We start from the raw sequence: 14946 nt of genomic DNA on the forward strand, positions 1-14946 counted from the left end.
GATTTAGCAAATGAGAATAGCCGAATCCTAATCGTATTAGAACTCGACTACATTTAAATTTAAATAAATTTTGTGTACATAATATCTAAAACAACATATATTAACATATTTATCTTTCTGAAGAGGAAATGAGTACATTAAATGTCTCTTTATATAATCTAATTGTTCTTGTTTTAGATTTGGACGGTTTACCAACTAGCTAAATCCATTATAGAAAACTTTTTTTATGCACGATGGTAAGTTAGTGAAAAATTAGGGGAATTAATTAATGCAATGCTTGTGGAAAAAACACTATTTTAAAAATCTATTTTATAATTAGGTGAAGTACAGTATATAGTTTTATAGAAATATTATAATTTTTGGGGTGGTGAACTCGAGTGGATATAAAGATTGCCGTAATCGCTGGGATGAAGAAAAATAGTCAAGCAATTTGTGAGCAATTAAATTCAGTGCTTGGTAGTATTTTTGAGTTCATTCCTTTTACTGATAAAGATCTGGAAAACGTTTCATTAAACTATGATTTAATGCTAATAAGTACATATTCATTATTTTCAAGACAAAAGAGTGTTAATATCTCAGATCAGAATAATGTAATAGTGATTAATCGTACGTTATTAAAAAGTGGCTACGAAAAAATAAAAGAGCTCCCACTAGATGATAAAATATTGGTAGTAAATGACGATAGGGATTCTACAATTGAAAGTATTGCTTTACTTTATGAACTTGGTTTAAGAAATGCAAATCTAATTCCAGTTTATCCTGGTGTTTCTGATATACCACCAATTGAATATGCGATAACACTTGGAGAAATGGAATATGTCCCCGACCATGTTAAAACAACAATAGATGTTGGTAAGCGGGTTGTAGATATTAATACAATGGTAGAAATTTTAATTCATTTTGATTTGTTAAATAGTGAGACCGAGAAGATTCTTGATGACTATTCAGAAATTGTCATGACAAGGAACCATGGGCTCCAAGGTATCTTACAAGAATTAATTGATACAGGTAACTTTTTACAAGAAACTTTGAGTTTAGTTGAGGATGGTGTAGTTACCTATGATCAAAATAATATAATTAATATTTTTAATAGTAAGGCGGAAGAGATATTTAACATTAAGTCTTCAAATATCATAGGTAAAGAAATTAGTGAATTCTGTAATAAAGTATCAATTAATGAAAAACTATTAATCGAAGAAAAAAGCGACCGTCTTATTAATGTGAATAATCAAAGCTTGATTATAAATAGCAAAAATATAGGATACAAAACCAGGTCGTATGGTGGTGTACTTACATTTAAAGTCGCTAAGCAAGTTGAGGATTTAGAAAACAAATTACGTTCGCAGCTTAAATCCAAGGGACACATAGCAAAATACACCTTTGACAATATCATTACGAAAAATAAACGGATGAAAGAGGTTATTTCTAACGCTAAAAAGATGGCCAAAAGTGACCTAAGTATATTAATAATTGGCGAGAGCGGAACAGGAAAAGAATTATTCGCTCATGCAATTCATGATGAGTCTCCACGTTCTCAGTTTCCATTTATAGCAATTAATTGTAGTTCGTTGCCTGAAAGTTTACTCGAAAGTGAACTGTTTGGATATGAAGAAGGAGCATTCACTGGGGCTAGAAGGGGAGGGAAGCCAGGATTATTTGAACAGGCTCATAAGGGTACTATTTTTCTAGATGAAATTGGTGATATATCTCCCACACTACAAGCAAGACTTCTTAGAGTGATTCAAGAAAAAGAAGTTTTAAAAATTGGAGGTACAAAAATCATTCCTGTCGATGTAAAAATAATAGCAGCAACAAACAAAAATCTTTTACAACAAGTTAAAGAAAATAAATTTCGCGAAGATTTATATTATCGCTTAAATGTACTACAAATTAATATACCTCCACTCCGGGATAGGAAGGATGACATACCACTATTAATAAATTCTATTTTAAAAGAAAGAGGCAGCAAACAACATTTATCTGAAGATCTACTAAACGTACTAACTGAACATGAGTGGTTAGGGAATATAAGAGAACTAGAAAATACGATAGAATATTACTCACTAATGAATAATTGGGAAACGCTACCGGAAAACCCATTATTCCTAAAAGAAGGTAACAATCAAAAGGATAGTTTTACTGAAGAACAGCAAGACCATTCACTTACTCCTATTGAAAGCCTTGATATTGACAATAATTTCTTAATCCTTCGATTATTATTAAAGGCAAATAACACTGGAATTAGTGCAGGAAGAAGAAGTCTAGTGAAAATGGCTAGACGAGAAGGAATAGTTATTTCAGAAAGTAATGTAAGAAAAGCCATTGATTATTTAAAGGCTTCTGACATGATAGATGTAAAAATAGGGCGTGCAGGAAGTAAAGTAACATCGAAAGGAATTAATGCTATACATCAACACAATCTTAATTAGATAATAAAACACGCTTAACGGGATAAATCGGGTTAAATGGGTTGAGTTATCCACCTCAACCTAATTATCCCGTATTTTTACGTGTTCTTTTTTTTGATTAGTCTCTATATTTCAGTCTATTTAAAATATTTAAATGTGATAGATATAGCTTTTCTCTAGAATGATACCTAGTTGGCATGATATTTGCTATATATGGGTGAGGGAGGTGTGTTGATGGAAGAGGTACTTGATGTATTAAAACAATTAATTAGAAATGAAAATACAAGTCCTGAAAACATTAATAAATCAATGGATTATTGTTCAAATTGGTTAGAAGCACATGGAATTAATGTGACCAATTTGGAGAATAAGGGATCAAAGATGCTTGTGGCAACTGTTGGCGAAAAAGGGCCAACTATTATTTTAAATGGACATATTGATGTTGTTCCAGGAAATCCAGAAGACTTTATTCCAAGAATTGAAAATAACAGAATATATGGGAGAGGGAGTTATGACATGCTTGGTTCTGTCGCTATTATGTTGAAGTTAATGACAGAATTAGCCAAGGTAAGTTTAAATTGCAAAGTCATGCTTGTCATAGTGCCTGATGAAGAGGTAGGGGGACATATTGGGACAAAATATCTCGTTGAAAATGGATACATAGGAGACATGGTAATTTGCGGAGAACCCACTGATTTAAAGATAGCAATTCAAGCAAAAGGAATTCTCCATTTGGAACTTGAAGTTTCAGGGCTATCAGCACATGGAAGTCGTCCATGGTTAGGGGAAAATGCAATATTAATGGCTATCAACAGATATAAAGAATTAATCGAAGCAAAACTGCCAAGTAAAGAAACAGAGTTTTTTGAAAGTCCTTCTTTCAATCTTGCAACAATAACAGGGGGCGCAGTTTTGAATCAAGTCCCCAGTTCCTGTGTCATAGGAATTGACATTCGATATCTACCTGGTCAAAACCCTGATGATTTCATGAATAAGATTAAAATGATTGACCCAACAGCAAAATTGAAAATTATTAGGCATGGACATCCCGTAAATACAGACAAAAATAATAGATTTGTTAAACAATTATATGAGAGTGTTGAATCAACAATTGATCATCACGCAGTGTTCTTTGGGCAAGCCGGGTCTTCAGATGCAAGGTTCTACTCAGAGCATAATATACCAGCAGTTGAGTTTGGCCCTATTGGCGCAAATCACCATGCGCCAAATGAATATGTTGATATAAATTCGTTAAAACAATATAAAGATATACTCAAGAACTATATTTTAGATATGAGAGTGGAGGATAAAAATGAAATTAGTAAATAAAGTCGCTATTGTTACTGGTGGAGGATCAGGGAACGGACGAGGAATCGTTTTAGAATACTTAAAAGAAGGTGCCTCCGTAGTTATTGCTGATATTAGTGAAGAAGGAGCTAAGGAAACCTTTGAAATGGGACCAGAAGGAAGTAAAACTTTGTTTGTTAAAACAGATATAACGAATAAAAAAGAAGTAGAAGCTATGGTTAGAAAAACAGTTGAAGAATTTGGAAGGATAGATATCTTAGTTAACAATGCTGGTATTGTAGGATTTACAAATTTTTTCGATTTAGAAGAAGACGAATGGGATAAAGTACATAATGTTAATCAAAAAGGTCCCTTCCTTTGTACGCAAGCTGTTGCAAGGGTGATGAAAGATAAAGAAATTAAAGGAAGAATAATAAACTTAACATCTGTAGAAGCACATTATGTGGTTGCTAGTGACGGTAACTCTCAACCTCATTACAATTCATCTAAAGGAGGATTAAATATGCTAACTAGAGCAACAGCTCTGGATTTAGCCAAATATGGAATCACTGTAAATGCGATCGCACCAGGTATTGTAGAGACTCCGTTTACTGAGAGAGCATTAACTAATAAGGAATTAACTAAATGGATTTTAGATCGTATTCCTTTAAAAAGAGTAGCTCAACCGAGTGATATTGCTAACGTTGCCTTATTTTTTGCACAAGATGAATCCAGTTATATTACTGGAACTACAATTTTTGTTGATGGTGGATGGACCATTTAATAATAACTTAATATAAGGGGGATATTTAGATGGAAACAAAACAAGACTTTAGAGGAGACAAGGAAAACTTTTTCTCTGGATGGGACGGGTTTTTAGAAGTTTTTAATAAAGGTGAAATAGACTCAGTGATTCTTGCTGGAATAGATATGCAGGGTAGATTATATGGTAAAAAGGTTCCGGCACAATTTTTTGTTGATGATCTAAAAAATGGAGTAAATACTTGTGCATTGAACTTTGCTTGGGATATCAGCTTAACAATTGGTGAGTTTGAATATTGTAATGCTAATACAGGATTCCATGATATTCAGGCTAAACCTATTCTATCTACATTACGATATTATCCTTGGGTTGAGAAAACAGCACTCGTAATATGTGATGCTTATAATGAAGACAAGAGTTTGGTAGATGTAGCACCACGTACAATTTTGAAAAAACAAGTTGAGAAAGCAAAAGAATTAGGATATTCAGTTCAAGCTGCATCTGAATTAGAATTTCATGTATATAAAGAAACACCTGAATCGATAAGAGAAAAGAACTTTGAGAATTTAACTCCTTTATTCCCATATCCAATTGATTATTCAATTTATCGTCTTAATGTTGATGATTGGTTCTTAAAACAATTGACTCATAATCTAGAATTGGCAAATGTTCCAGTAGATAGCATTAAAGGTGAGTGGGGACTAGGGCAGTTAGAATTAAATGTAAGACATTCTGAAGTTTTAGAAATGGCTGATCGAACAGCTGTTTATCGAAACGGAATTAAAGAAATGTCAGTTCTAAATCAATTAATGAGCACGTTTATGGCAAAGCCAGCAACGGATGCTTCAGGTAGCGGAGGTCACGCTCACGTGAGTCTTTGGAATTTGGAGGGAACCAAAAATCTATTCGAAAGTCCAGATGGAAATAAGCAATTGTCTAAAACTGGGCGGAACTTTTTAGGAGGATTATTAAAATTAGCTCCCGAATTCATGCTTATTTATGCGCCATATATAAATTCATACAAACGATTAGCTGACAACGAAGCAGGGGCTCCTAATACAGTTACTTGGGGCATAGATAATCGAGTTACTTCTTTTAGAACAGTAGGACGTGGAAAAGCGACGCGTATTGAAAACAGAGTTCCGGGTGCAGACTGTAATTATTATTTAGTATTTGCAGCTATCATAGCTTCCGGCCTTTATGGAATTGAAAATGAAATTGAACCACCTAATCCTGTATCAGGTGATATAACTAAACTTGATGTACCTAAATTACCTTCTAATCTATTCGAAGCTATTGAGAAATTTGAAAAGAGTGAAGTAGTTAAAGAAATCCTAGGTGATAAAGTTTTTGAACATTATTTAGCAGCTGCTAAATTAGAACTTAATCAATACTTCACTGAAGTTACTGATTTTGAAAGAAAGAAATACTTTGAATTTATTTAACCTTTAGGGAGGTATTAAAATGGGTCTAATAACAGAAGATTTGAATTCACTATGGATAGATGGAAAGAAAATGGAACTCATTCAGAAAAACGATGTATTAAATCCTGCTACTGGTGAAAAGATTGGTGAGTTCTCTCACGGAGGAGAAAAAGAAACGAAGCTAGCTATTGATGCGGCAGCTCATGCTTTCCCCACGTGGGCAAAACAACCTCCAGAAAGCAGAAACCAATACCTTTCTAAATGGAAGGACAAGATACAAGAAAATAAAGAAGAATTAGCTTTATTATTATCAAAGGAGCAAGGGAAGCCACTTAAAGAAGCAATGGGTGAAATTAGCGGATCCATTGTATTACTTAATTGGCATATGGAAGAATCCAGAAGGATCCAAGGAGAAATTATTCCAGCTTCGAATACTAATCAAAGATTACTCATACTCAAAGAAGCAATTGGTGTTGTCGGTTTAATTACACCCATGAATTTTCCGGCTTCAATAGTGATGCGAAAGTTGGCTTCTGCGCTTACAGCGGGATGTACGGTTATTTTGAAGCCAGCAGGACAGACTCCATTAATTGCCATTGCCTTATTTGAATTATTGATGGAAACTGGTCTACCAAATGGGGTGGCTAATCTAATCACCGGTAATTCTTCAGAGATTGGTTCAACATTGATGGGCGATTCAAGAGTAAGGAAAGTTTCATTTACTGGTTCTACACAAGTTGGGAAAAAGCTAATGGATCAAGCATCTGATAATGTAAAAAGGTTGTCACTAGAACTTGGTGGTAATACGCCAGTTATTATATTCCCAGATGCTGACCTTGACAAAGCAGTTGATGGAATTATTTCAAATAAATTCGAAAACTGTGGTCAAGTTTGTAATGGAATTAATTTAATATATGTACATGAAGATATCCACGAGGAACTTGTTACGAAGTTAGTAGAAAAGACAAAAAAAATAAAAGTCAATATTGGCTTAGAATCTGATAGTGACATTGGTCCTTTAATTGATGAAACAGCGCTCGAAAAAGTTGACTCATTGGTAAAGGATGCAGAAAAAAACGGTGCTAAAGTTCTTCTTGGTGGAAAACGATTAGATGAACAAAAGTTTGAGAATGGTAATTTCTATGCACCTACTATCTTAGACAATGTAAATAAAGAAATGGAAATAGCGAATGATGAAGTGTTCGGTCCTGTTGCTCCAATATTAACTTTTAAAACAGAAAGTAACGTTATCCAAAAGGCAAACGATACTCCATATGGTTTAGCAGCATATGTTTATACAAATGATTTTTCAAGAATAAATCATTTAATTGAAGTAGACGGTTTAGAAGCTGGGAATGTTGTGATAAATGGTACTTCTATAGCTTATCCTCAAGCGCCATTTGGTGGTGTAAAGGAAAGTGGAATAGGAAGAGAAGGTGGAAGACAAGGACAAGAGGAATACTATGAACTAAAATATGTTGTAATCAATTATTAATAAGTTCATTTTATACCTGAATGAAACAAATAAAGAAATGTAAGGCTCTACGTAATAAAAGTATTGAAAAAACTAATTCTAAATTTGCAAACACCGATCACGGTGTTTGCAAATTTAGTTAACATTTCCTTTAATACAATGGATAAACTTTGTAAGTTTTCATAGAAATAACTCACAGATAGATATTAAAGTTCACAATAAATTATCTGAATCTATTTTATTATCAATTTAAAATGAGGTGGAAATATGTCGGTAGAAAAATTTGGATATAAACAGGAATTAAAACGTACTTTAAGTTTTTGGGACTTACTAGTTTATGGGTTAATTATCATTGTACCAACTGCACCATTCGCTCTTTTCGGTTTTATATATGTAGATGCTTCAGGGATGGTTGTTTTTACTTATGCGGTAGGGGCAATTGGTTTAATTTTCACTGCGCTTAGCTATGCTCAAATGGCTAAAGAATTTCCGATATCAGGGTCAGTCTATTCATATACATCAAAAGGTATCAACGAACCCCTTGGCTTTCTTGCAGGGTGGGGAATGTTGTTAGACTATTTTTTTATTCCAGCCACTCTTTATCTTTTAAGTATAGCAGCCTTAAGCACGATACTAGATTTACCGATATGGATTTATCTTGTTTTATTCATACTAATTAATACAGTTCTAAATATTTTTGGTATTGAACTCACTACTATAGTTAACAAATATATATTGTTTCTTCAGTTAATCGTTATTTTTCTCTTCTCTGTATTGGGAATTATAGCATTAATTAAAGGTGTAAATGGAACGGGTTTCACAATTGATCCTGTATATATTCCTGCGGAGTTTGATTTTAGTTTTATATTAAAAGCTACTGCACTTGCGATGCTTTCTTTCGTAGGGTTTGATGGAATGACAACTTTAGCAGAAGAATCTAAAGGTGGAATAAAAGCTGTAGGACGCGCAGCAGTATTGACTATAGTCATAGTTGGGCTACTCTTTATACTTCAATCTTGGATTGGTGCAGATTTAGCTAAGGGCATTGAAAATCTCAATCCAGAAGTAGCATTTTATCAAATAGCCGAATTAATTGGTGGTCAATGGTTTTCAACTTTAGTTGTTCTTACTATGGTTATCTCCTTAGGAATAGCTAGTTCTTTGGCTTATCAACTTGCTGTATCTCGCTTACTATATTCAATGGCACGAGATAAAAAAATGCCAGCCTTGTTATCGAAGGTACATCCGAAATTTAAAACACCACATTATGGGGTTATTGTAGCAGGTGTGATTTCTTTACTTGTTGGTTTAATATTCTTGAAACGTATAGATATGATTTCAGATGTAGTTGCTTTCGGTGCATTAACTGGATTCCTTTTCGTCAACTTAACAGTCATCTGGTATTATATTGTACAAAAAAAATCAAAAGATTATATTAAGCATTTAATATTTCCTTTGTTTGCTATGGGCTTGATTATTCTTGTCATTTCAAGTATGTCTCCATTTACTTTAACATTAGGATTCTCTTGGCTTACAGTAGGTATAATCATAATATTTGTAAATAGGAAGAACTTTAATAAAAAGAAAAGCGAATCTGAAGATCATAAAATTAGTGTGTAAACTTTAATAAATACAGATACTTTTTAAAATATATTAATTTCACATTTTATGTTGGGATGATGGTGATAGGGGAATTCTTGACTGTGTGTAGATTTTTACATTGTCAAGAATTCTTTTTTTACCAGACTAATATGTATTGCAGTTTAAATAAAATGGAAATAAATAATAAACAGATGAAAAAATATGTTTTAGTTAATTGCTTTTCCACAAAGAATGTCGAGAGTTTATATTAGCAAAATAGGAGGAATGACGTTGAAACCTTTAATAGGAATTACTGCAGGGTTTGTGAAGAATGGGGACTACATAAAAGGAAATTATGTTCATCAGGATTTTATAAATAGCGTAGTAAATAATGGTGGTATACCAATAATTATTTCATACAATCATATCGAATCAGCCGTAGAAATTTTAAAGTTGTGTGATGGTCTAATTGTAACAGGGGGGGAGGATGTTAGTCCAGAATATTATAATGAAGAACCACATCAAAATTTAGGGGTAACTACTCCTATACGAGATGTCACTGAAATGACACTGGTAAAATATGCATTAGAAAGTGACTTACCATTATTAGCGGTTTGTCGTGGAATTCAGGTTTTAAACGTTACTTTAAATGGAACGTTATATCAAGATATTCCTTCATCATTTAAGGAATCCTACCAACATTTCCAAAAAGGAAGCGAGTTATATAAAGATACACATTGGATTAATGTTGCAAAGGGAAGTCACTTGTATGAAATATTCAAAAAGGAAAGAGTAAGAGTTAATAGTTTTCACCATCAATCCATTAAGCAGTTAGGAGATGGATTAAAGGTCACTGCAAAATCATCAGATGGAATTATTGAATGCGTAGAATATCAAGAAAATTCCTTTGCTTTAGGTGTTCAATTTCATCCAGAGTTTATGGCGAGTACAAATCAATTAATGAATAGATTATTTAAAAGTTTAGTAGAAGCATCTAAGAAATCCTAGTAATATTTGTGATATTCAAAATAGATGCTACAATACTTTTTTATTCAACTTAATGAGAAAAAATGGCTAAGTAAAAGTAATAACGGTTGACAAATAAATGGAGGTATGAAAGAATTTCTTATAAAATTTTCTGCAATCACAGCCATTAGAAATGCAAATGAAGGTGTGACAGACTTAACATTAGGCCAGTCCCTAACTGTGATAAAGTATTAACGCATGGACCGACTCCCTTTTCTATATAAAAAGGAGGTATGTAAAACATCAAGCTAAGATGCTAACATTTGGCTAACGCAATCTCATGAAAAAAGGTAATATCTAATTAATTATGTTACACCGTTGATTTAATTTAACCTTGATATAACGCACTATTAGCATACAAGGTTAAAGATATTACACACTTTCACCTTATGGGCGGCATGATGTGATAGCCATCTAGACCCTTGATATATAAGGATTTAGTGTAAACTAAGAGTCATTTGGCTAACAAATGGCTAACATTTGATGCATTATTAGAGGCTTCTCAAAAGTTGAGTAAACTTTTGAGGAGCCTCTTTTTTAATTCTTTTGTAACATGAAGATAAATATTTATCGTCGTTTTCCATCTTTTGTATGCCCTAATTTATCTATAAATTCTTTTAATCTAACTTATTTTCCTTTAGCTCTTTATTTGGTTTCTCTGTTAGAGAATTTTTTATACTCCAAAAATATTATTTCAAAATAAATATGACATTTCTTTGACTTTTACACTCCCCCACCTATTCTCGACACTTTCTACACAAATTTTTTTTATAATACGGCAGAATATACAAAATAAAATAGTAGGTGAAATTATTGGGAGAAGTAACTTTATTACTGGCATTTGGTGCTGGTTTATTATCATTCCTATCCCCTTGCTCGCTTCCTTTATATCCAGCTTTTCTTTCTTATATCACAGGAATGACTGTAGATGAATTGAAGACGGAGCGAGGAATATTGAGAAAAAAGGCTTTAATACATACAATCCTTTTTTTATTGGGATTTTCTATTATCTTTTTAGCAATTGGATTATCCACAAGTTTTATAGGAAAATTCTTTCTCATGTATCAGGATTTGTTAAGGCAGCTTGGCGCTATCATATTGGTGTTTTTTGGATTGGTTATGACGGGCGTTTTACGATTTAACTTTTTACTTAAAGATAGAAAGATTCACTTTCAAAAAAGACCAGCGGGGTACCTAGGATCTGTTTTGATTGGATTAGGATTTGCTGCTGGCTGGACTCCATGTACTGGACCAATTCTTGCAGGTGTAATTGCAATGGGTGTAGCAAATCCAGGAATGGGGCTGTTTTATATGTCATTTTATATCTTAGGATTTTCTATCCCATTTTTGGTTATGACACTATTTATTGACAAGATGACGTTCATCAAAAGATATGCTAATCGTTTTATGATGATTGGTGGCATTTTAATGATTATCATGGGTATCATTTTATATTTTGATTGGATGACATCAATTATTGAATTATTAATTCCTTTGTTTGGTGGATTTACGGGTTTTTAGCTATAAAATTTAATTTTTACTAGAAATTCAGGAGTGATAAATGTGAGTTTAGAACAGGTGAAAAAGAAAAAGAGAAATAAAAAAAGAAGCCGATTTATCTATAGGTCTGCTATTTTACTTATCATGTTAGGCGCAATAATCTTTGCTCTTGTTTCCAACCTAATGGCAGATAATACGCTTTATAGAGTTGGAGACCAGGCACCAGATTTTCAATTAACACAAATTAATAAACATAATGAAGCAGAAACAATACAACTAAAAGAATTAAGAGGGAAGGGAATTATGCTTAACTTCTGGGCTACTTGGTGTAAACCATGCGAAAGAGAGATGCCATATATGCAAGAGTTGTATCCCAAGTACAAGGAGAAAGGTATTGAAATAGTTGCGATAAGTCTAGATAGCACTGAATTAGTCGTAGATCGCTTTATAGAAAAATACGATCTGACATTTCCAATACCTCATGATAAATATGGAGAGATAAGAGATTTGTATAAAGTTGGCCCCCTTCCTAGTACATTTTTTATTAGTCCAGAGGGTGAGATTGTTGAATATGTGAGTGGAGAATTATCACTAGAAAGACTTGAAGGATATTTCCAGCGTATTTTACCAGATTAATAACAAGAAACTTGAGTTTAGTTAATGAATTAAATGGTGGTGAGTAGTAAATTATGTTTGATTTATTTAATCAAATCAGTAGTACCCTGAGTTTACAACTTCAGGAATTAGCTTATGGTTTTCAACATCTTCCCATATTGTTTGCTTTTTTCTTAGGATTAATTGGAGCTGTTGCGCCCTGTCAACTGACTAGTAACATAAGTGCTATAACAATTTATGGAAATAGGTCAATTGTTGATAAGGTACCATGGTTGCACGTGTTTATATTTATTTTAGGTAAACTCGTTGTGTTTTCAATAATCGGAATCGTCATATGGCTATTAGGTAGAGAGGTACATAGTACATTAACACAGATGTTTCCCATCCTCAGAAAAATTATTGGTCCCATGCTTATCCTTATTGGTTTATTTATGATGGGAGTATTTCGTTTGGGAAAAACATGGAAGTTATTTGAACTTCCTGTCAATAAATTAAAAGATAGCTATACAGGTAGTTTTTTGATGGGGGTTAGTTTTACAGTTGCTTTTTGTCCAACCATGTTTATCTTATTCATCGTTACACTAATGCCAGTCGTATTGGAGACACCGAATGGCTTTATTCTCCCATCTGTTTTTGGTATAGGTACATCACTACCCTTACTAATCATAATCTTTCTCATTTGGTATTTTGGAGCGAGTGGAGTAATCTTAAAGAAGAGCAGGAGAATAGGTGCAATCGTTCAGAAATTTGCAGGTGCTTTACTTCTTCTTATCGGTATTCTAGATACGTTGACCTTTTGGTAAGATAGGAGACAATAATGTTTAATAAATTATCCTTAAAAATTGGAATGCTATTTTTTATTTTTATTTTGATTATTGAAATCTTCCTTTATTTCATTCTATATACAAACTTGGCAAATGAACGGATTGAAGAAGTGATGGATAACCTTTTGGCAAGAGGAAACACGCATAGAGATGTGTTGGAGGAATATTTCAATGAAACCACATTAGAGCACGTTGCTATAATGGAGTCTGAAACAGATTTCTCAGTGGTTATAACTGATGCATCAGGTTCTGTAGTCGTGCATTCTGATCCAATTGACGAAGAAATGCTCGCGATTATCGAACACACGGATACGGATCAAATACCCATGTGGGGAGAAATCATAGAAGAACGCTGGATGGAGAAAAAATATATCGCAACGGATAGTCCTATTACACTAAACGAGGAACATGAGGGACACGTATTTATGTTTGCTAAGACAGATAATATAAAAAGAATTGTAGATCATCTAAGCGATCAATTTTTAATCATTGGATTTATAACGATTATATTAACAATTTTTACAGTTTTTATCCTTTCCAGATTAATAACAAAACCATTAATTGAAATGACGGAAGCAACAGAACAGCTAAGTAAGGGCAGGAATAGGGTGAAATTACAAATAAGAAATGACGAACTTGGTGAGCTTGCTACGGCCATTACATCCTTATCGAACGACTTAGAGCATATGAAAAAAGAAAGAAATGATTTCTTAGCAAGTATCTCTCATGAACTGCGAACACCTTTAACCTATATAAAAGGATATACGGATATTATTAGCAGAGATGATATAACGGATAAAGAGAAAAGTGAATATCTAGAGATCATTCGGGAAGAAACGGAACAATTGACAGTATTGGTCAAAAATTTATTTAATCTGGCAAAAATGGACGAGAATAAATTCATTATAAATAGGCAGGAAGTCGAGTTTGGGAATTTAATTTATTCGATTACAGAACGTATGCGACCTGCTATTGAAGAAAAAAACATTACCTTCTTAGTATCTTATCCAGACCATGTACTTGCAAATGTTGATCCGGATAGAATCCAACAAGTACTATTGAATGTATTGGACAACGCAAAAAAGCATACTTCTAATGGAAAAAGGATTCTATTAGAAGTATTCGAACATCAAAGAGAAATAATTACCGTAATTTCTGACGAAGGAGATGGTATCCCCGAGGAAGACCTCCCTTATATATTTGAACGTCTTTACCGTGTGGAAAAGTCTAGGTCCAGACTTAGTGGTGGAACTGGATTAGGATTATCAATCGCAAAGGAAATAGTAGAGTTCCACGGGGGGAGTATTAAAGTTAAAAGTCAATTAGGGAAAGGGACTACAGTAGTTATAACATTGCCAAGGGGTGAAGACATTGAATAAAGTTTTGTTAGTAGACGATGAAAAAAGAATGTTAGACTTACTGGCGCTTTATCTAAAGCCTCATAATTATGTGTGTACGAAAGCGTTGGGGGCAAAAGAGGCTTTAGCTTATATAAAAAAGGATGCATTTGATATTATTCTGCTAGATATTATGATGCCAGAAATGGACGGATGGGAACTATGCACGGAAATAAGACGATTTACAGAAATTCCAATTATAATGGTTACAGCTCGGGAACAAAAAGAAGATATAGTGAAGGGGTTAAAGCTTGGGGCAGATGATTATATTACGAAACCTATTAATGAGGATGAACTATTAGCTAGAATGGAGGCGTTGTTACGCAGAATTACACCTTCAAACCAGATTAATATAGATGGTTTATTATGGGACGGTGACCAGTTTGAACTTTCTTATAATAAAGTACCTATAAGATTGACACCAAAAGAATTTGCTATAATCGGACATTTAATGAGGAAGCCGAATCGTGTTTTTGCTAGAGACCAATTAATTGACTTAATTTGGGGCTATGAGTCTGAAACGGAAGGAAGAACGATTGATTCTCATGTAAGAAATGTAAGAGAAAAAATCCGTAAGGCTGGTTTTCCAATTGATGAGTACATGATAACTGTTTGGGGCATTGGCTATAAATGGGTTCAAGGATAAC

At 33.4% G+C, this 14946-nt stretch carries 12 protein-coding genes; all 12 read left to right on the plus strand.

The window, feature by feature from the left end:
• Positions 1–377 precede the first annotated feature (377 nt).
• The 12 genes from ACXYMZ_RS15005 to ACXYMZ_RS15060 all read left to right on the plus strand — a co-directional run bounded on the left by ACXYMZ_RS15005 (position 378) and on the right by ACXYMZ_RS15060 (position 14945).
• The gene (locus ACXYMZ_RS15005; RefSeq protein ID WP_458949218.1) at positions 378–2429 is read left to right on the plus strand and encodes a sigma-54 interaction domain-containing protein; all 2052 of its coding nucleotides are present in this window, start codon (positions 378–380) and stop codon (positions 2427–2429) included.
• Positions 2430–2642: 213 nt separating this feature from the next.
• Positions 2643–3737 carry a M20 family metallopeptidase gene (locus tag ACXYMZ_RS15010; protein ID WP_458949219.1) on the plus strand — a complete coding sequence of 365 codons (1095 nt, stop codon included), beginning with the start codon at positions 2643–2645 and terminating at the stop codon, positions 3735–3737.
• Positions 3721–4479, plus strand: a complete 759-nt coding sequence (locus ACXYMZ_RS15015; protein WP_458949220.1) for an SDR family NAD(P)-dependent oxidoreductase — start codon at positions 3721–3723, stop codon at positions 4477–4479. Before ACXYMZ_RS15010 ends, ACXYMZ_RS15015 begins: the two co-directional genes overlap by 17 nt.
• A 29-nt stretch (positions 4480–4508) precedes the next feature.
• A complete protein-coding gene (locus ACXYMZ_RS15020) occupies positions 4509–5903 on the plus strand; it encodes a glutamine synthetase family protein (RefSeq protein ID WP_458949221.1) in 1395 nt (464 codons plus the stop codon).
• 19 nt (positions 5904–5922) lie between these two features.
• Positions 5923–7377, plus strand: coding sequence for an NAD-dependent succinate-semialdehyde dehydrogenase (locus ACXYMZ_RS15025; protein ID WP_458949222.1), 1455 nt, complete (start codon positions 5923–5925; stop codon positions 7375–7377).
• Between the two features lie 246 nt (positions 7378–7623).
• On the plus strand, positions 7624–8976 hold the full coding sequence (locus ACXYMZ_RS15030; RefSeq protein ID WP_458949223.1) for an APC family permease: 1353 nt from the start codon (positions 7624–7626) through the stop codon (positions 8974–8976).
• Positions 8977–9222: 246 nt separating this feature from the next.
• The gene (locus tag ACXYMZ_RS15035; RefSeq protein WP_458949224.1) at positions 9223–9945 is read left to right on the plus strand and encodes a gamma-glutamyl-gamma-aminobutyrate hydrolase family protein; all 723 of its coding nucleotides are present in this window, start codon (positions 9223–9225) and stop codon (positions 9943–9945) included.
• A gap of 831 nt (positions 9946–10776) precedes the next feature.
• Positions 10777–11484, plus strand: a complete 708-nt coding sequence (locus tag ACXYMZ_RS15040) for a cytochrome c biogenesis CcdA family protein (protein ID WP_458949275.1) — start codon at positions 10777–10779, stop codon at positions 11482–11484.
• Between the two features lie 42 nt (positions 11485–11526).
• Entirely contained in the window at positions 11527–12099 is a 573-nt protein-coding gene (gene resA / locus ACXYMZ_RS15045) for a thiol-disulfide oxidoreductase ResA (protein WP_458949225.1), read from the plus strand.
• A 53-nt stretch (positions 12100–12152) separates the two neighbouring features.
• Positions 12153–12881: a cytochrome c biogenesis CcdA family protein gene (locus ACXYMZ_RS15050; RefSeq protein ID WP_458949226.1), complete on the plus strand. Its 729-nt coding sequence runs from the start codon at positions 12153–12155 to the stop codon at positions 12879–12881.
• A gap of 14 nt (positions 12882–12895) precedes the next feature.
• The gene (locus ACXYMZ_RS15055; RefSeq protein ID WP_458949227.1) at positions 12896–14281 is read left to right on the plus strand and encodes a sensor histidine kinase; all 1386 of its coding nucleotides are present in this window, start codon (positions 12896–12898) and stop codon (positions 14279–14281) included.
• Positions 14274–14945 carry a response regulator transcription factor gene (locus tag ACXYMZ_RS15060; RefSeq protein WP_458949228.1) on the plus strand — a complete coding sequence of 224 codons (672 nt, stop codon included), beginning with the start codon at positions 14274–14276 and terminating at the stop codon, positions 14943–14945. Before ACXYMZ_RS15055 ends, ACXYMZ_RS15060 begins: the two co-directional genes overlap by 8 nt.
• Position 14946 lies beyond the last annotated feature (1 nt).

It is taken from the genome of Oceanobacillus sp. CAU 1775 (assembly GCF_054482815.1).

Bases quoted from the DNA above. Each gene is read 5' to 3' on its own strand.
- ACXYMZ_RS15015 (WP_458949220.1), top strand. From the start codon at position 3,721: ATGAAATTAGTAAATAAAGTCGCTATTGTTACTGGTGGAGGATCAGGG.
- ACXYMZ_RS15050 (WP_458949226.1), top strand. From the start codon at position 12,153: ATGTTTGATTTATTTAATCAAATCAGTAGTACCCTGAGTTTACAACTT.
- ACXYMZ_RS15025 (WP_458949222.1), top strand. From the start codon at position 5,923: ATGGGTCTAATAACAGAAGATTTGAATTCACTATGGATAGATGGAAAG.
- ACXYMZ_RS15030 (WP_458949223.1), top strand. From the start codon at position 7,624: ATGTCGGTAGAAAAATTTGGATATAAACAGGAATTAAAACGTACTTTA.
- ACXYMZ_RS15055 (WP_458949227.1), top strand. From the start codon at position 12,896: ATGTTTAATAAATTATCCTTAAAAATTGGAATGCTATTTTTTATTTTT.
- ACXYMZ_RS15020 (WP_458949221.1), top strand. From the start codon at position 4,509: ATGGAAACAAAACAAGACTTTAGAGGAGACAAGGAAAACTTTTTCTCT.
- ACXYMZ_RS15035 (WP_458949224.1), top strand. From the start codon at position 9,223: ATGACGTTGAAACCTTTAATAGGAATTACTGCAGGGTTTGTGAAGAAT.
- ACXYMZ_RS15010 (WP_458949219.1), top strand. From the start codon at position 2,643: ATGGAAGAGGTACTTGATGTATTAAAACAATTAATTAGAAATGAAAAT.